Origin of the sequence: Streptomyces sp. NPDC059443 (assembly GCF_042750105.1) — a bacterium.
Classification (GTDB): domain Bacteria; phylum Actinomycetota; class Actinomycetes; order Streptomycetales; family Streptomycetaceae; genus Streptomyces.
In genome coordinates this window covers 64,120-81,870 of the sequence record NZ_JBHYVM010000015.1, presented here as the reverse complement: position 1 = coordinate 81,870, position 17,751 = coordinate 64,120, and the positions used below count along the sequence as shown (strand labels likewise).

The 17,751-nt window shown below is 72.2% G+C and carries 16 protein-coding genes; 12 read left to right on the top strand and 4 right to left on the bottom strand.

What is annotated here, in order from left to right; translation table 11 throughout:
• Positions 1-633: a lysophospholipid acyltransferase family protein gene (locus ACFXDJ_RS16945; RefSeq protein WP_330295495.1), complete on the bottom strand. Its 633-nt coding sequence runs from the start codon at positions 631-633 to the stop codon at positions 1-3.
• Positions 634-933: 300 nt separating this feature from the next.
• Here ACFXDJ_RS16945 and ACFXDJ_RS16940 point away from each other — a divergent pair, with 300 nt between their 5' ends.
• The 3 genes from ACFXDJ_RS16940 to ACFXDJ_RS16930 all read left to right on the top strand — a co-directional run bounded on the left by ACFXDJ_RS16940 (position 934) and on the right by ACFXDJ_RS16930 (position 3,275).
• A complete protein-coding gene (locus tag ACFXDJ_RS16940) occupies positions 934-2,097 on the top strand; it encodes a glycerophosphodiester phosphodiesterase (RefSeq protein WP_384650305.1) in 1,164 nt (387 codons plus the stop codon).
• 82 nt (positions 2,098-2,179) lie between these two features.
• Entirely contained in the window at positions 2,180-2,731 is a 552-nt protein-coding gene (locus ACFXDJ_RS16935; RefSeq protein ID WP_384650303.1) for an RNA polymerase sigma factor, read from the top strand.
• 37 nt (positions 2,732-2,768) lie between these two features.
• The gene (locus ACFXDJ_RS16930) at positions 2,769-3,275 is read left to right on the top strand and encodes a GNAT family N-acetyltransferase (RefSeq protein WP_384650301.1); all 507 of its coding nucleotides are present in this window, start codon (positions 2,769-2,771) and stop codon (positions 3,273-3,275) included.
• Between the two features lie 17 nt (positions 3,276-3,292).
• Here ACFXDJ_RS16930 and ACFXDJ_RS16925 read toward each other — a convergent pair whose 3' ends face one another.
• Both ACFXDJ_RS16925 and ACFXDJ_RS16920 read right to left on the bottom strand, forming a co-directional pair.
• The gene (locus ACFXDJ_RS16925) at positions 3,293-3,667 is read right to left on the bottom strand and encodes a hypothetical protein (RefSeq protein WP_384650365.1); all 375 of its coding nucleotides are present in this window, start codon (positions 3,665-3,667) and stop codon (positions 3,293-3,295) included.
• 73 nt (positions 3,668-3,740) lie between these two features.
• Positions 3,741-4,109 (bottom strand): hypothetical protein, encoded by a 369-nt coding sequence (locus tag ACFXDJ_RS16920; protein WP_384650300.1) that lies wholly within the window; start codon positions 4,107-4,109, stop codon positions 3,741-3,743.
• Positions 4,110-4,177: 68 nt separating this feature from the next.
• Here ACFXDJ_RS16920 and ACFXDJ_RS16915 point away from each other — a divergent pair, with 68 nt between their 5' ends.
• From ACFXDJ_RS16915 to ACFXDJ_RS16875, 9 genes are all read left to right on the top strand, one after another.
• Complete coding sequence (locus ACFXDJ_RS16915; RefSeq protein ID WP_384650298.1) at positions 4,178-4,879, top strand: HAD-IA family hydrolase; 702 nt, start codon at positions 4,178-4,180, stop codon at positions 4,877-4,879.
• A gap of 388 nt (positions 4,880-5,267) precedes the next feature.
• On the top strand, positions 5,268-6,311 hold the full coding sequence (locus ACFXDJ_RS16910) for a methionine ABC transporter ATP-binding protein (RefSeq protein WP_384650296.1): 1,044 nt from the start codon (positions 5,268-5,270) through the stop codon (positions 6,309-6,311).
• A complete protein-coding gene (locus tag ACFXDJ_RS16905; RefSeq protein WP_384650294.1) occupies positions 6,308-6,976 on the top strand; it encodes a methionine ABC transporter permease in 669 nt (222 codons plus the stop codon). Before ACFXDJ_RS16910 ends, ACFXDJ_RS16905 begins: the two co-directional genes overlap by 4 nt.
• A gap of 106 nt (positions 6,977-7,082) precedes the next feature.
• Positions 7,083-7,946, top strand: a complete 864-nt coding sequence (locus ACFXDJ_RS16900; protein ID WP_384650292.1) for a MetQ/NlpA family ABC transporter substrate-binding protein — start codon at positions 7,083-7,085, stop codon at positions 7,944-7,946.
• 215 nt (positions 7,947-8,161) lie between these two features.
• Positions 8,162-8,881 carry a GNAT family N-acetyltransferase gene (locus ACFXDJ_RS16895; RefSeq protein WP_384650289.1) on the top strand — a complete coding sequence of 240 codons (720 nt, stop codon included), beginning with the start codon at positions 8,162-8,164 and terminating at the stop codon, positions 8,879-8,881.
• A gap of 76 nt (positions 8,882-8,957) precedes the next feature.
• The gene (gene cbiE / locus ACFXDJ_RS16890; protein WP_384650287.1) at positions 8,958-10,166 is read left to right on the top strand and encodes a precorrin-6y C5,15-methyltransferase (decarboxylating) subunit CbiE; all 1,209 of its coding nucleotides are present in this window, start codon (positions 8,958-8,960) and stop codon (positions 10,164-10,166) included.
• Positions 10,167-10,482: 316 nt separating this feature from the next.
• Complete coding sequence (gene cobT / locus ACFXDJ_RS16885) at positions 10,483-13,701, top strand: nicotinate-nucleotide--dimethylbenzimidazole phosphoribosyltransferase (RefSeq protein WP_384849360.1); 3,219 nt, start codon at positions 10,483-10,485, stop codon at positions 13,699-13,701.
• 295 nt (positions 13,702-13,996) lie between these two features.
• Positions 13,997-15,217: a uroporphyrinogen-III C-methyltransferase gene (gene cobA, locus ACFXDJ_RS16880; RefSeq protein ID WP_384650283.1), complete on the top strand. Its 1,221-nt coding sequence runs from the start codon at positions 13,997-13,999 to the stop codon at positions 15,215-15,217.
• Positions 15,218-15,309: 92 nt separating this feature from the next.
• On the top strand, positions 15,310-16,122 hold the full coding sequence (locus ACFXDJ_RS16875; protein ID WP_384650281.1) for a TrmH family RNA methyltransferase: 813 nt from the start codon (positions 15,310-15,312) through the stop codon (positions 16,120-16,122).
• A gap of 66 nt (positions 16,123-16,188) precedes the next feature.
• On the opposite strand, the gene ACFXDJ_RS16870 is transcribed toward ACFXDJ_RS16875, so the two are convergent.
• Entirely contained in the window at positions 16,189-17,415 is a 1,227-nt protein-coding gene (locus tag ACFXDJ_RS16870) for a serine/threonine-protein kinase (RefSeq protein ID WP_384849357.1), read from the bottom strand.
• Positions 17,416-17,751: the final 336 nt, after the last annotated feature.

Below are 17,751 nucleotides of genomic sequence, written 5' to 3'. Positions count from 1 at the left end.
CTACGCGGCTTCCTTGGCCTTGGTCGCGTACATGTCCACGTACTCCTGACCCGAGAGCCGCATGACCTCGGCCATCACCGAGTCGGTGACGGCGCGCAGCACGTAGCGGTCGCGGTCCATGCCCTCGTAGCGGGAGAACTCCATCGGCTCGCCGAACCGGACGGTGACCCGGCCCGGGCGCGGCATGCCGGCGCCGCCGGGCTGGAGCTTGTCGGTGCCGATCATCGCGAAGGGGACGACGGGCGCGCCGGTCATCAGGGTCAGGCGGGCGATGCCGGTGCGGCCGCGGTAGAGGCGGCCGTCGGGGGAGCGGGTGCCCTCGGGGTAGATGCCGAAGATCTTGCCCTCTTCGAGGATGCGGCGGCCGGTCATCAGGGCGGCGACGCCGCCGTTGGCCCCGTCGCGGTCGACGGGGATCATCCCGGCGCCGGTGAAGAACCAGGCCATGGCCCGGCCCTTGATGCCCTTGCCCGTCACGTACTCGTCCTTGCCGATGAAGTGGACCGTGCGGTCGCACACCAGCGGCAGGATCATCGAGTCGATGAAGGTCAGGTGGTTGCCCGCCAGAATCACCGGCCCGGTGCCCGGGATGTTCTCGATGCCCTCCACACGGGTGCGGATGATCAGGCGCATGACGGGTCCGACTGTGGCTTTGATCAGGCGCGTACGGAACAACGTGGGCCCTCCGGCATCGAAAAGCGGTTCGCACCCACCACACGGCGGTAGTGCAGGTGAGGACGATACTCGTGGGTCAGCTCTGATCGCACATCGGGTTCACGAGGTGGATACGCAGTGTTGACGCACGTTTCCGCCATGTTCCGCCCGCGCACCCCCGCCCGCCACCACCCCTTGCCTACCATCGGCACGCGGATTCGGGCCGTAGGACCCGGAGATCCCGGGATCCCGGCCCTTGTCGGATGGGGAGTGGCACTCATGACGCAGGGTGGGGCAGCACGGCGCACGGTACTGGGAGCGGCCGTCCTGGCGGCGGGCGGCGCCGCAACCGGTCTCACGGTGGGCGCCGGAACGGCGGCGGCCGCGACGAACGGCCGTGACGGAGGCTACCGGGACCTGCCTTCGCCGACGATCATCGGACACCGGGGCACCGCCGGGTACCGGCCGGAGCACACGTTCGGTTCCTACCAGCTCGCGCTCGAACTCGGCGCGGACGTGATCGAGCAGGACCTCGTCCCCACCAAGGACGGCCACCTGGTGTGCCGTCACGAGAACGAGATCGGCGGCACCACGGACGTCGGCGACCACGCCGAGTTCGCCTCCCGCAAGACCACCAAGACGGTCGACGGGGTCGCGGTCACCGGCTGGTTCACCGAGGACTTCACCCTCGCCGAGCTGAAGACCCTGCGTGCGAAGGAACGCATCCCCGCCGTCCGCCAGCGCAACACGCTCTACGACGGACGCTGGTCCGTCCCCACCTTCGAAGAGGTGCTCCGCTGGGCCGACCGCGAGGGCCGCAAGCGCGGGAAGAAGATCTGGCTGCACGTCGAGACCAAGCACCCCAGCTACTTCCGGGCCCTGGGCCTCGGCCTGGAGGAGCCCCTCGCCAAGCTGCTGCGCCGCTACGGGCGCGACGGGCGAGGCGCCCCGCTCTTCCTGCAGTCCTTCGAGCCCTCCAGCATCCAGCGGCTCTCCCGGCTGGTCTCCGCCCCGCGCATCGTGCTCCTCTCGGCCGCGGGCACCCGCCCGTGGGACTTCGAACTGGCCAAGGACCCCCGTACGGTCGCCGACCTCGTCAAGCCCGAGGGGCTGAAGTGGATCGCCGGCTTCGCCCAGGGCATCGGGCCGACCATGGACCTGATCCTGCCGCGCGACGCGGCGGGCAGGCTCGGCGCCCCGACCACCCTGGTCGCGGACGCCCACGCGAAGGGGCTGATCCTGCACCCCTACACCGCGCGCAACGAGAACAGCTTCCTGCCGGCCGAGTACCGCAAGGGCACCGACCCGAACGCGTACGGCGATGCCTTCGGCGCCTTCAAGAGGTACTTCGAACAGGGCATCGACGGCATTTTCACCGACCAGGCCGACACCGGACTCCTCGCGGCCGAGGCCTTCCGTCCGGGCCGGGGCGTCAACCCGTAGCCAGAGCTTCTCGTACGAGTGGGCCGCGCCCGGCGGGGAAACCGCCCGGCGCGGCCTTCGCGTCCCGCCCGGCATGGACCTGATGAAGGCTGACCTTCTCGACAAGCTCCGTCCGCTGCTCTCCGCCGAAGCGGCCGCGGAAGCCGCCGGCACCGGGGTGGACGCCGCCGATCTCGAACAAGCCGTCTGGGTCAGGCTGCTGGAGCACCGGCACACCCTCGCGGAGCCGGCGGACTGGCTGCGCCGGGCGGTGCGGGCGGAGGGCCGCCGGGCGCGGCGCCGGGCCCGGCGCGAAGTCCCGTACGACCACCGCCAGCACTCCGTGGGCGGCCAGCGCCACCACTCCGGGGCCGACGGCGCCGGTACCAGCTCGGGCGCGGAACCGGAAGACGCCCTTCTGCACGGCGAGGAGAACCGGGCCCTTCGATCGGCGGTCGCCCGATTGCCCGGAAGGTGTCCGGAGCTCCTGAGGGCACTTCTTTCGCCCAGGGACCTCACCTACCGTGAAATCGCAGGAGAGTTGGGTATCTCACAAGGAAGTTTGGGGCCCGTCCGTTCCCGTTGCCTGGGATGTCTGCGCAGAATGCTGGCCGTAGAGGTTGAGGCTCCCGACCTGCGGGGAATGGAGCGGTAGACCAAAAGGCCACCAGGTGAGCGGGAGGCATGCGCACATGGGCATGAGCGTGACCATTTCGGCGGCAACTGCCGAGGATGCCGAGCAGATCATCAAGTTGCAGTACCTGGCGTTCCAGAGCGAAGCCGAGCTGTACGGCAACTACCTCATCCAGCCGCTCACCCAATCCCTGGACTCCCTCAAGGCGGAGCTGGCCTCGGACACCGTCCTGGTGGCACGGCTCGGCGACGAGATCGTCGGGGCCGTGCGCGGCAACGTGGACGACGAGGGCACCGGCAAGATCGCCAAGCTCTGCGTCCACCCCCGGCTCCAGGGCCACGGCCTCGGCGCCCGGCTCCTGAAGGCGGTCGAGGCCGCCCTCTCCGGGCTCGACGGGACCACCCGCTTCCGGCTGTTCACCGGCCACAAGAGCGAATCGAACCTGCGCCTCTACCGCAAGGCCGGCTACACCCAGGTCGGCGGGCGCACCGCGTCCGACGGCGTACGCCTGGTGATCCTGGAGAAGGAGGCCAAGGAGGCCACCGACTTCGCGGTCAGCGCCTAGCGGTCAGCGCCTGGCGTTCAGCGCTTCGCCCGGAGCCAGAGCATTCCGGTGATCGGCAGGATCACCGGAATGAACAGGTAGCCCATCCCGAAGTCCGACCACACGGTCGAGTCGGGGAAGGACTCCGGACGCACCAGGGTCCAGGTGCCCACGACGAGTACGCCGGTCAGCTCGGCGGCGCAGCAGATCCTCGCCGCCTTGCGGGCCGTCTCCCCGCCGCGCACCAGCGAGTACGTGATGAAGCAGTAGACGAGTGCGGCCAGGCCGGTCAGCGTGTAGGGCAGCGGGGCCTGGTCGAACTCGGTGGAGATCTGGTAGACCGAGCGCGAGACCGCGCCGACCGTGATCACCCCGTAGACCCAGAGCAGCAGCACCCCCGGCCCGGTGACCAGGCGCTTGCGCTCGGCGGGCGGCGGCGTGGTGCCGGTGCCGGTGCCGCTGTCCGTGTCCGTGTTCGCGTTCGTGTCAGGCACCGGTGTTTCCCCAGATGTCGTAGAGCCGTACTTCGAGCACCGCGAGGACGACCGCGCCCGCGGCCACCGTCACCGAGCCCCACTTGGTCCGCTCGGTCAGCGAGAGCATCCCGGCGGCCGGGATCGTGGCGAAGGCGCCCACCAGGTAGGCCACGAAGAGCACCGTGCCCTGCTCGGGCTTCTCGCCGCGGGCGAGCTGGACCAGGCCGACCACCAGCTGCGCGAGGACCAGTACGGTCACCACGGCCATGCCGATGAAGTGCCAGTCCTTGGTCGGCTGGTCCCGCCAGGCGGCGAAACCGCACCAGGCGGCGAGAGCGAGTGCGGCCACGCCGATGGCGACCGTCAGGGCGTCGAGCATGCAGCGAGGGTATTACGGGCCGAAAGACCCGATGCGCTCACCCCTGCCCGGGGGCTTTCCTGGAAGGCATGAAGCTGAAAGGGACGCACGGAAAGCTGCAAGGGAAGCACGGCCCGCATTTCGACGCGCTGCTGTTCGACAACGACGGCACGCTCGTCTCCTCGATGGAATCGGTGCACCGCTGCTGGGCCCGCTGGGCCCGGGAGTACGGGATCACCGAGGAGGCCTTCGCCGCCGTCGAACTGCACGGTCGGCCGGCCGCCGAGATCATCGCGGACCTCCTCCCCGAGCTCCCCGAGGGGGCCCGGGCCGGGGCCCTCGCCCGGATCGAGGCCCTGGAGGTGGAGGACGTGCCCGGCGGGGTCGTCCTGCTCCCCGGCACCAAGGAGCTGCTGTCCGCGCTGCCGCCCGGCCGATGGGCCGTGGTCACCTCGGCCACCCGGCCGCTCGCCGGGGCGCGGCTGCGCGAGGTGGGCATCGACTTCCCCGAGATGGTGGCCGCCGACGACATCACCCGGGGCAAGCCCGACCCGGAGCCCTTCCTCCTGGCGGCCGCCCGGCTCGGCGTGGACCCGGCCCGCTGCGTGGTCTTCGAGGACGCCCCCGCCGGACTGGCCGCGGGCCGCGCGGCCGGGATGACGACGGTGGCCTTGACCACAACGCACACCGCCGCCGAACTCGAAGCCGACGTGGTCGTACGGGACCTTTCGGCCGTGTCCGTGCTGGTCGGGGCCGATGGGATGACGGTCGAGACGGAGGATTGGGCCTGACCGGGCTTGTCCGCTATGCGGCCGAAATCCGTCCGCTATGCGGACGCCTTTGATCGGTCACGGGGATCGTCTGGTTTACTGGGCCCATGACCACGACGAGCAGCCGCACCCTTGCGACCGAGGCGACGATGACGCCCGGTGCTCGTTGTATGTGTCGAATGCGCGCCTTCTGAGGGCCCCCTTCCCCGCATGTCTCGCGCCCCGAAGCGAGACCGGCCGAGCTCCATCCGCGCCCCGCATTCCATGTGAACCCGGATCGCTCCTGCCCCGCGCACGCGCCGACACCGCCGTTTTCAGACGGTTCGGCCCGTATCGCGTCCCCAGATGTTTGCCCCGTGCCCGGCACCCGCACCCGCTGCGCCGTGCACTCGACAGCGACGGAAATCCTGTGATCACCACATCGGGCCTCACGAAGGTCTACCAGTCCCGTGGCCGCGAGGTCACCGCCCTGGACGGCGTCGACCTGCACGTCCGCGAGGGCGAGGTCTACGGAGTCATCGGCCAGAGCGGCGCCGGAAAGTCCTCCCTGATCCGCTGCGTGAACCTGCTGGAGCGCCCCACCACCGGCACCGTGACCGTGGACGGCGTCGACCTCACCGCGCTCACCGGCCGGGGCCGCCGCGCCGGCAAGGAGCTCCGCGAAGCCCGCAGCCGCATCGGCATGGTCTTCCAGCACTTCAACCTGCTGTCCTCGCGCACCGTCCAGGGCAACATCGAGCTGCCCCTGGAGATCCTGGGGATATCCGGCCGCGAGCGGTCCCGCAAAGCCGCCGAACTCCTCGACCTCGTCGGCCTCTCCGACAAGGCCAAGTCCTACCCCGGCCAGCTCTCCGGCGGCCAGAAGCAGCGCGTCGGCATCGCCCGCGCCCTGGCCGGCGACCCCAAGGTGCTGCTCTCCGACGAGGCCACCAGCGCCCTGGACCCCGAGACCACCCGCCAGATCCTCCAGCTGCTGCGCGACCTCAACCGCCGGCTCGGGCTGACCGTGCTGCTCATCACGCACGAGATGGACGTGGTCAAGTCCGTCTGCGACTCCGCCGCCCTGATGAAGCAGGGCCGGATCGTCGAGTCCGGCACCGTCACCGAGCTGCTGGCCACCCCCGGCTCCGAGCTCGCCCACGAACTGTTCCCGTTGACCGGTTCCGCGACCACCGCGGAGCACACGGTCATCGACGTCACCTTCCACGGCGAGACCGCGACCCGGCCGGTCATCTCCCAGCTGGCCCGCACCTACAACATCGACATCTCGATCCTCGGCGCCGCGATGGACACCGTCTCCGGCCGCCAGGTCGGCCGCATGCGCATCGAACTGCCCGGCCGCTACGAGGACAACGTCGTGCCCGTCGGATTCCTGCGCGAGCAGGGGCTCCAGGTGGACGTGGTCGAGGCCGAAACGGAACTCGCCGAGCTGGTCAAGGAAGGTGCGAAGTGACCTGGTCCGAAATGCAGCCGCTGCTCACGCAGGGCACGTTCGACACCCTCTACATGGTGCTGTGGTCCACCCTGGTGACCATCCTCGGCGGCCTGCCCATCGGCATCCTGCTGGTCCTCACCGACAAGGGCGGCCTGCTCCAGAACCGCCCGGTCAACAAGGTCCTCGGCGTGATCGTGAACATGGGCCGCTCGCTGCCCTTCATCATCCTGCTGATCTTCCTGATCCCGGTCACCACGGCGATCGTCGGCACCTTCATCGGCCCCACCGCCATGATCGTCCCGCTCGCCATCGGCGCCATCCCCTTCTTCGCCCGGCTCGTCGAGACCGCCGTCCGCGAGGTGGACCACGGCCTCGTCGAAGCCGTCGAGTCCATGGGCGGAGGCATCCCGACCCTCGTCGGCAAGGTGCTCCTCCCGCAGGCCCTGCCCTCCCTGATCGCGGCCGTCACCACCACCGTGATCACCCTGATCGGCTACTCCGCCATGGCCGGCGCGGTCGGCGGCGAAGGCCTCGGCTCCAAGGCCATCACGTACGGCTTCCAGCGCTTCGAGACCGGCTTCATGGTCGCGACCGTCGTGGTCCTGATCCTGCTCGTCACGGTGATCCAGCTCGTCGGTGACGGCGTGGTACGCCTCCTCGCGCGCCGGGGTCGGACAGCCTGATCCGGGCCCGAGCCGGACGATCCAGAACTTTTTTCCCCAAGAAAAGCCCGCACTTGTCGTGCTTGGGCCGTCACCCGCAATGCAAGAAGCAAGAAAGGCACTCTTCGTGCGTAAGAACATCAAGCTCACCGCCCTCGCCGCCACCGCCGCCGCGCTGACGCTCTCCCTGAGCGCCTGCGGCAGCTCCTCGGACCCGTCCTCCACCAAGGCCGACGGGGGCAAGGTCGACGAGAGCAAGCCGCTGGTCATCGCGGCCTCCCCGACCCCGCACGCCGACATCCTGAAGTTCGTCAAGGACAACCTGGCGGCGAAGGAAGGCCTCAAGCTGGAGGTGAAGGAGTTCACGGACTACGTCCTGCCGAACACCGCCACCCAGCAGGGCCAGGTCGACGCGAACTACTTCCAGCACGTGCCGTACCTGAACGACTTCAACAAGAAGAACGGCACGGACATCGTGCCCGTCGTGAACGTGCACCTGGAGCCGCTGGGCCTCTACTCCAAGAAGGACAAGGGCCTCGACGACATCAAGGCCGGCCAGACCATCGCCGTCCCCAACGACCCCACCAACGAGGGCCGCGCGCTCCAGCTGCTCGCCGCGAACAAGCTCATCACCCTCAAGGAGGGTGTCGGAACCGGCGCCAAGCTGTCCGACATCACCGACAAGAAGGGCCTGGAGTTCAAGGAGCTGGAGGCCGCCACGGTCCCGCGCGCCCTGAACGACGTGGACGCCGCCGTCATCAACGGCAACTACGCCATCGAGGCCAAGCTCGTCCCGGCCAAGGACGCGCTCGTGCTGGAGAAGGCCGAGGGCAACCCGTACGCCAACATCCTCGCGGTCAAGAACGGCAAGCAGGACGACCCCCGGATCCAGAAGCTCGCGAAGCTCCTGAACTCCGACGAGGTCAAGAAGTTCATCAACGACAAGTACCAGGGCTCGGTCATCCCGGCCTTCGGCAAGCCGACTTCCTGATCCGCTTCCGGATCCGCTTCTTGATCCACCAGCTCGACCGGCCCCGTACACCCCAACGGTGTACGGGGCCGCGCGCTGCCCGCTTCCGGGCAGCCCGGCCCTGCACATCCCCAGGCCGATGCTGCATGCTGTGGCCTACGGCCCGCACAAACGGTCCCGCACCACCGGTCGCAACGCATCACGGTCGCACCAAGGTCACAGGCATGGAGCTGCGCATGACTACCACCTTCCCGGACGTCACCATCAGCACGGACCGGCTGGTGCTGCGCCCCTTCGAGGAAGAGGACGTCACCGCGCTCATCGAGATGATGAACGACGAGCACGTCACCGCCTGGACCTCGGTCCCGCACCCCTACACCCGGGCCGACGCGCTCACCTGGGCCACCCGCACCGCCCACGCCGAGCGCACCGAGGGCCGCGGCATCGTCTTCGCCGTCACCGAGTTCCTCACCCACCGCCTCGTCGGCATCGTCCACCTCCAGGGCACCAACTGGCGCACCCGCACCACCGAAGCCGGCTACGTCACCGCCCCCTGGGCCCGCGGCGAGGGCTACGCCAGCGAATCCGTGTGCGCCGTCGCCCGCTGGCTCTTCCGCGAACAGCGCTTCGAACGCATCGAACTGCGCACCGCCGCCGACAACACCGCCTCCCAGCAGGTGGCCCAGAAGATCGGGTGCATCAGCGAAGGCGTCCTGCGCAGCGCCTGCATAGTGCGCACCCAGAACCCCGACGGCTCCTGGTCCGACGCCCGCAGCGACCTCATCGTCTGGGGCCTGGTCCCCGAGGACCTCGACGACGAGGCCGACGGCTACTCCGACGACTACTCCGACAACTACTCGGACAGCTACGCGGACAACCGCTCCGGCGGTTACGACGGCTACGGGATCCACCCGTCCGACGCGAACGGCTACGCGGTGTCGTCCGACTGGAACTGACCCGATGACCAGGTAGTCTCACCGTGCCCGACCCCATGGAAGCTTCGCCCGCCCCCACCCCAGGAGACTGACGACGATGGCCGACCGGGTCACGGTGATCGGCTGGGACGGCTCCCCCCTGACCGCGGCCGCCCGGTCCGCGCTCTCCGCGGCCACCCTGGTGGCCGGCGCCGCCCACCACCTCGCGCTCCCCGAAGTCCCGCCCACCGCCGAGCGCATCCGCCTCGGCAGCGTGGGCCTCGCCGCCGGCCGGATCGCCGCCCACCGCGGCACCGCCGTGGTCCTCGCCGACGGCGACCCCGGGTTCTTCGGTGTCGTACGCGCCCTGCGCGCCCCGGAACACGGCCTGGAAGTCGAAGTCGTACCGGCCGTGTCCGCCGTGGCCGCCGCCTTCGCCCGCGCCGGGATGCCCTGGGACGACGCCCAGGTGGTCGTCGCCCACCGGCTCACCCTGCGCCGCGCGGTCAACGTCTGCCGCGCCCACCCCAAGGTCGCCGTCATCACCTCGCCCGGCGCCGGGCCTGCCGAACTCGCCCTGCTGCTCGAAGGGGTCCACCGCACCTTCGTCATCTGTGAGGAACTGGGCACCGACAAGGAGCAGGTGACGGTCCTCACCTCCGACAAGGCCGCCGACCACAGCTGGCGCGACCCCAACGTGGTCATCGTCATCGGCGGCCAGAGCGCCGCCACCGACCCCACCTGGCTCCTCGGCCAGAGCGCGGCCCAGACCTCCGGCCGTGGCTGGGCCCGCCCGCAGATCGACGTGGGAGAAGGGGAGTCGGCGCAACTGCGCGCCGCCCAGCTCGCCCGCCTCGGACCGCGCACCGGCGACCTCGTCTGGGACATCGGCTCCGGCTCCGGAGCCCTCGCCGTGGACGCCGCCGCACTCGGCGCCGCCGTCATCGCCGTCGACGCGGACCGGCACGCCTGCGAACGCGCCGCCACCGCCGCCCGCGCCCGGGGCGTACAGCTCCAGGTGGTCACCGGCCGCGCCCCGCACGTACTGGAGACCCTGCCCGAGCCCGACGTGGTCCGCGTCGGCGGCGGGGGAGCCGAGGTCGTCGCCGCCGTCGCCGACCGCCGTCCCGAACGGATCGTCACCCACGCCTCCACGCGCGACGAGGCGGAGGCCATCGGCCGGGTCCTCGCCGAGGGCGGGTACGCCGTCGAGTGCGCGCTGCTCCAATCCGTCGGCCTCGACACCCGGACCTGGACCGAACAGCAGCGTTCCGTGGTGTTCCTGCTGGCCGCCGAACGCCCCGTCAGCCGCCCGGACCGGTCTTAGGACCCCTCGTCAAACTGCCGTAAGCCGCCCGGACAGGCCCTTGCCGCGAGCCCGGGGTAGGCTGGCCGACCGTCGCACCGCCCGGACGATTCGGGCATGCGGGACCGGCAGGACGCGGGACGTGGCGTAGTCCACAGAGGACCGTGGCGGTTATGGCCGCCATGATGGCGAACGGGCACGACAATACTTACTGGTTGTCGTGCAGGCGTATGTGAGGCGAAACCGCCCCACGGCAATCCGGCACGGCATCAGCGCTCGGCGGGCTCGTGGTCGACCGGGCGGTAGAAGAGGCAACACCGATGGGCGAGGGGTACGCATGACTGACACCGGCCAGGTTCCGGGCGAGGGTCTCCCGGACAACACGGGCATGGTGGATCAGCCGGGCATCCCCGCCCCGGTTCCCATGCCGTCCCCCGCGACCGGGGGCTACGCCTTCCAGGACCTCGTGGACGACCCGGCCGAGCCGGAGGACGAGGAACTGCTGCTGATGCCGAGCAGCCAGGGCGCGTGGAGCGACCCGCAGGTCGTTCCGCAGATGCCCGTCTTCCCCGAGCCCACGGCGTACGCGGACGCTCCGTACACCGAGTACGCCGGGCCCGCCGAATACGCCGAGCCCCCCGTGTACTCCGAGTACCAGCACCCGGCCGCCCCCGCCCCGATGGCCTACGAGCCCTACCCGCAGCCCGGCTTCCCCGAGCAGTCCTATCCCGACCCGGCCTCCTACAGCGCGGGCGCGCACGAAGCCGGCGGCCGGGACTCCGGAGCGCTGGACCTCGGCGGCCTCGTGGCCCCGCAGGGCCAGGGCCAGACTCAGGCGGCCCCCGTCGCCCCCGCCCCCGTACGGCGGCCGCTGCACATGGGCCCGCCCGTGCCCGAGGCCACCGGGGGAGTCGTACGCTCCCTCGCGGACCGGGGCCCGGCCGCTACGCCGGCTCCGGCGCAGGCGCAGGTCCAGGCCCAGGTTCCGGCCCAGGTTCCGGCCCCGGCTTCCTCGCAGGTGCCGGCTCCGCAGGTCCCCGCGGCTTCCGAGCCCCTGGCTCCCGCGTCCGAGGCGTCCGAGCTGAGCACCCCCGCACTGAACACCCCCGCTGTGGCGGTCCCGGTGCGCCAGCCCGGTCCGCCGACCACGGGACCCGAGTACCTGGACATCCCGCACCCGGAGGCCGTCGCTCCCGGCGCCCCGCAGCCGGCCGAGATCCCGGTCCAGGCCGGGACCCCGTGGACGGTGGAGCAGGCTCCCGAGTCCGTGGCAGAGGTTCCGGCCGAGCAGCCTCCGGTCGAGCTTCCGGTGGAGGCCGCACCGGCGGTCGCCGCCGTGGCGGAGCCGGTCATCGCCGAAGTCCCCGTAACCGTGCCCGCCCCTGTCGCCGTCGCGGAGCCCGAGCCCGCCGCTGTCGTCGTCGCGGCGGAGCTCGCTCCCGAGCCCGTGGCGGCCCCCGAGCCCGAGCCGGTCATGGCCGAAGCGGTGGCTGCGGCCTCGCCGGAGCCGGAGCAGCAGCCCGTCCCGGCCGCCGAGCCCGAGCCCGTCGTCGTGGCCCAGCCGGAGCCCGTGGTGGCCGTGGCCGAGGCCGAGCCGGTCGCCGTCGTGGAGCCCGAGCCGCAGCCGGAGCCGGAGCCCGTGGCGGTTCCCGAGCCCGAGCCGGTCGCCGCCGCGCTGGAAGACGTACCGGCGCAGCCCGAGGCGCAGCCGGAGTCCGAGCCCGCGGCAGCGGCCGACGACGCGACCGCCCCCGTGGCGGAGACCGCGCCCGAGGACGAGCGGGAACCCGAGCAGGAGGCCCCGGCCGCCGAGGCGGCCACGGAGCCGCCGGCCCCGGCGTACGCCGACGCCGAGCGCGAGGCCGTGCTGCGCGTCATGCGCGAGCGCCGCGACATCCGCAAGGGCTTCCGCACCGACCCCATCCCGCACGAGGTGCTGCTCCGCGTCCTGGAGGCGGCCCACACCGCGCCCAGCGTCGGCCACTCGCAGCCGTGGGACTTCGTCGTCATCAAGTCCGCCGAGACCCGCCGGACGATGCACGAGCTCGCCGAACGCCAGCGCGAGGCCTACGCGAAGTCGCTGCCCAAGGGCCGTGCCAAGCAGTTCAAGGAACTCAAGATCGAGGCCATCCTCGACACCCCGGTGAACATCGTGGTCACCGCCGACCCCACCCGCGGCGGCCGCCACACCCTCGGCCGGCACACCCAGCCGCAGATGGCCCCGTACTCCTCGGCCCTCGCCGTCGAGAACCTCTGGCTCGCCGCGCGCGCCGAAGGCCTCGGCGTCGGCTGGGTCAGCTTCTTCGACGAGCGCGAGATGGTCCGCGCGCTCGGCCTGCCGGAGCACCTGGAGGTCGTCGCCTACCTGTGCGTCGGGTACGTGGACGAGTTCCCCGAGGAGCCCGAGCTGATGCAGGCCGGCTGGTCGCAGCGGCGTCCCCTGGCCTGGGTCGTGCACGAGGAGACGTACGGGCGCCGCGCGCTGCCCGGCGAGGAGCCGCACGACCTGCTCTCCGAGACGGTCGCCAGCATCCGCCCGCTCGACGCGAAGGCGCTCGGCGAGGCCTGGGAGCGGCAGAAGCGCATGACCAAGCCCGCCGGGGCGCTCGGCATGCTCGAAATCATCTCGGCGCAGCTGGCCGGACTCTCCCGGGTCTGCCCGCCGCCGATCCCGGAGCCGGCCGCGGTCGCGATCTTCGCGGGCGACCACGGCGTGCACGCCCAGGGCGTCACCCCGTGGCCCCAGGAGGTCACCCTGCAGATGGTGGCCAACTTCCTGGGCGGCGGGGCGGTCTGCAACGCGTTCGCCAACCAGGTCGGCGCCGAGGTCTGCGTGATCGACGTGGGCGTCGCGGGCGACCTCCCGGCCACGCCGGGCCTGCTCCCGCGCAAGGTCCGCCCCGGCACGGCCGACCTGTCCGTCGGCCCCGCGATGACCCGCGAAGAGGCCGTCGCCGCCATCGAGGTGGGCATCGAAACGGCCCGCGACCTGGTCGCGGCCGGCAACAAGGCACTCCTCACCGGCGAGATGGGCATCGCGAACACCACGGTGTCGGCGGCCCTGATCTCGGTCTTCACCGGAGTCGACGCTGCGGAGGTCACCGGCCGCGGCACCGGCATCAACGACGAGACGCACGCCCGCAAGGTCGAGGTCGTACGCCGCGCCCTGGAACTGCACCAGCCCGACCCGGCGGACCCGATCGGCGTCCTGGCGGCGATCGGCGGCCTGGAACACGCGGCGATCGTCGGCCTCCTCCTCGGCGGCGCCTCCCTGCGGACGCCGGTCATCCTGGACGGCGTCAGCGCCGGCGCGGCCGCCCTGGTGGCCCGCGCCATCGCCCCCGAGTCCCTCTCCGCCTGCATCGCGGGCCACCGCAGCGCCGAGCCCGGCCACGTGGCGGCCCTCAACAAGCTCGGCCTGCGCCCCCTGGTCGACCTGGACCTGCGCCTGGGCGAGGGCACCGGCGCCCTCCTGGCCCTCCCGCTGGTCCAGAGCGCGGCCCGCGCGATGCACGAGGTCGCCACCTTCGACTCGGCCGGAGTCACGGAGAAGTAATGCTTCGTCGCCGGGCGGGAAAATCCAGCCCGCCCCGGCTATTTGGGGACCGGCGCCGAGCGCACGGGAGGGGGCCGGGCCCACCCCCGGGTTTGGGGATGGGGGGGGTGGGGGAATCCGCCCGCAGGGCACCGCCCGCGCCCCCGCCCCCACCGGGCCGTATCGTGGACCCGCACGAGAACCCGCACGTCAGCACCACGCGACGCACCGGACCATCCAGCCGCACACCCACCGCCGCTCCAACGCCGCAGCGGCAAGACAGCACGACGACCGCCGCATCAGGAGCCGCACCGCCATGGCTGAACACCCCGCGTACCCCGTCGGCCTGAGACTCGCGGGCCGCCGCGTCGTCGTCATCGGCGGCGGCCAGGTCGCCCAGCGCCGCCTCCCCGCGCTCATCGCGGCCGGCGCCGACGTCCTGCTCGTCTCCCCCTCCGCCACCCCCTCCGTGGACGCCATGGCGGAGACCGGCGAGATCCGCTGGGAGCGCCGCCGCTACGAGGCCGGCGACCTGGCCGGCGCCTGGTACGCCCTCATCGCCACCCGGGACCGCGCGGCCAACGACGCCGCCTCCGCCGAAGCCGAGCGCGAGCGGGTCTGGTGCGTCCGCGCCGACGACGCCGAGGCCGCCACCGCCTGGACCCCGGCCACCGGCCGCGTGGAGGGCGTCACCGTCGCCGTGCTGACCGGCAACGACCCCCGCCGCTCCGCCTCCGTCCGCGACGCCGTCGTCGAGGGCCTGCGCGACGGCAGCCTCGCCGCCCCCGGCCACCGCCACCACACCCCCGGCGTCTCCCTCGTCGGAGGCGGACCCGGCGACCCCGACCTGATCACGGTCCGCGGCCGCCGCCTGCTCGCCGAGGCCGACGTGGTCATCGCCGACCGGCTCGGCCCCCGTGACCTCCTCGACGAGCTTCCGCCGCACGTGGAGGTCATCGACGCCGCGAAGATCCCGTACGGCCGTTTCATGGCCCAGGAGGCCATCAACAACGCCCTCATCGAGCACGCCAAGGCCGGCAAGGCCGTGGTCCGGCTCAAGGGCGGGGACCCGTACGTCTTCGGGCGCGGCATGGAGGAGCTCCAGGCCCTCGCCGAGGCCGGTATCCCCTGCACGGTGGTCCCCGGCATCTCCAGCTCCATCTCCGTGCCCGGCGCGGTCGGCATCCCGGTCACGCACCGCGGGGTGGCGCACGAGTTCACCGTGGTCAGCGGCCACGTCGGCCCCGACGACCCGCGTTCCCTCGTGGACTGGGCTTCCCTCGCGAAGCTCACCGGCACCCTGGTCATCCTCATGGGCGTGGACAAGATCGGCCTGATCGCCGAGGCGCTGGTCCGCCACGGCCGCCCCGCCGACACCGCGGTCGCCGTCATCCAGGAGGGCACGACCGCCTCCCAGCGCCGCGTGGACGCCACCCTGGCCACGGTCGGCGAGACCGTGAAGGCCCAGGACGTGCGCCCGCCCGCCGTCATCGTCATCGGCGACGTGGTCAAGGTGCACAGGCCCGCAGCCGAGTAGGGCCGCACACCCGGCACCCGCCGCCCCGGGCGGCAACCGCACAACCCAGCAGAGCCGTTGGCACCGCACCCAGGACAAGGCAGTATCAACCTGTGGCTGATCTCATCACCGTCGAGGACCCCGACGACCCGCGCCTGCGCGACTACACGGGCCTGACCGACGTAGAACTCCGGCGCCGGCGCGAGCCCGCGGAAGGTCTCTTCATCGCCGAGGGCGAGAAGGTGATCAGACGCGCCAAGGACGCCGGGTACGAGATGCGCTCGATGCTGCTCTCCGCCAAGTGGGTCGACGTCATGCGCGACGTCATCGACGAGCTCCCGGCCCCGGTCTACGCCGTCACTCCGGAGCTCGCCGAACGCGTCACCGGCTACCACGTGCACCGCGGCGCCCTCGCCTCGATGCAGCGCAAGCCGCTGCCCACGGCCGAGGACCTGCTCGCCACCACCCGGCGCGTGGTCATCATGGAGGCGGTGAACGACCACACCAACATCGGCGCCATCTTCCGCAGCGCCGCCGCCCTCGGCATGGACGCGGTGCTGCTCTCGCCCGACTGCGCGGACCCGCTCTACCGGCGCTCCGTCAAGGTCTCCATGGGCGCGGTGTTCTCCGTGCCCTACGCCCGCCTGGAGGCCTGGCCCAAGAGCCTGGACTCGGTCCGCGAGGCCGGTTTCAAGCTCCTGGCGCTCACCCCGCACCAGAAGGCCTCGCCGATCGACGAGGCCGCCCCGCAGACCCTGGAACGCGTCGCGCTGATGCTGGGCGCGGAGGGGGACGGGCTGTCGACCCAGGCCCTGGTCGCGGCCGACGAGTGGGTACGGATCCCGATGGCGCACGGCGTGGACTCGCTGAACGTGGGCGCGGCCGCGGCCGTCGCCTTCTACGCGGTGGCGAGCGGCCGCCCGTAGACCCGGCGGCCGCGCGGGACCGAGGTGTCGGGCGGCGCGGGCCGGGCAAGATCCGAAAGAGACGGCCTAGAGCTTCTGGGCGAGCGCGATGCCCAGCGCCACGATCAGCGTCACCACGACGAAGACGATCAGGCGCTGGCGCATCAGCTTCGGGTCCGGCCGCGAAGGCCGCCGCCCCGTGCCCGTCGTACGGGGTGCCGGGCGGCCGCCCGTGCGCCCGGCGGTGGAGCCGGGGCCCCGCGAGCCGGTGCCACGGGAGCCGGTGCCCCGCGCGGACGAGGGCCGCGAGTGCGGCCCGCTCTGCGGTCCCTGGCCGCCCTGGCCCTGCGACGGCCCCGGGCCCTGGGGCTGCGGCGTGGGGTGGCCGCCGGTACGGCGCTCCGCGCGCTGGTCGGCGTACCCCTCGGCGAGGCGCCCCGTCGGCCGCTCGGTCCGGGCCCGCTGCGCCGGCGGACGGCTCTCGCCCAGCCCGTGCGCCTCGCGGGCCGCGATCTCCTTGAGCCGCATCGACAGTTGGAGCGTGGTCGGCCGTTCCTCGGGGTCCTTGGCCAGGCAGGCCCGTACGAGGGGCGCGAGCGCGTCCGGGACACCCTGGAGGTGCGGTTCCTCGTGCACCACGCGGTAGAGCATGACCTCGGAACTGCCGTGCCCGAAGGGGGAGTCGGCGGTGGCCGCGTAGGCGAGGGTGGCGCCGAGCGAGAAGACGTCCGTGGCCGGGGTGACGGCGGCGCCGCGCACCTGCTCGGGCGCCAGGAACCCGGGGGAGCCGACGGCCGTTCCCACGTGGGTCAGCGTGCTCGCGCCGGTGGCCCAGGCGATCCCGAAGTCGATGATGCGCGGGCCCTTGGGAGACAGAAGAATGTTCGAGGGCTTGAGGTCGCGGTGGACGACCCCCGCCTCGTGGACGGCGACCAGCCCTTCGGAGAGCGCGGCGCCGATGGCGGCGATCTGCGCGGCCGTCAGCGGCCCTTCCTCGGCCACCTTGTCGTGCAGGGAGGGCCCGGGCACGTACTGCGTGGCGAACCACGGCCGCTCGGCCTCCAGGTCCGCCGCCACCAGGCGCGCCGTGCACCCGCCACGGATCCGCCGGGCGGCGGACACCTCGCGGGCGAAGCGGGAGCGGAACTCCTGGTCCTCGGCCAGATCGGGCCGGATCACCTTGAGCGCGACGCGCTGTCCGCGCCGGTCGGAGCCCAGGTAGACGACACCCATGCCGCCGGCGCCGAGGCGCCGGTGCAGCCTGAACGAGCCGACGACACGCGGGTCCTCGCGCCGGAGCCGCATCATCGCCATGTCCACCCCGCTGACCGGTCGTCCTGTTGACTCGCCACAGCTTACGGACCATCCGGCATGCGCGCTCAGAGGCCGCGCCCTCGCCGGGAGATTCGATAGTCAGTACGGGGCAGTCCACTTGAGGGATCCTCAGGCCACCGGTCGGACGCATGTGCGGGGCCGGGTGCCACGGCCAAACGGTGCGCGGCCCAAGGGAATTGGGGTGACGGGCCGGGTATCCGCGGGGTGGGGCGCGGGGGGGGGGGGGGGGGCCGCCGGGGGGGGGGGGGTGGGGGGGGGTGGGGGGGGGGGGGGGTGTGGGGGGGGTGTGAATATTGTAGATAAACACACCACCCG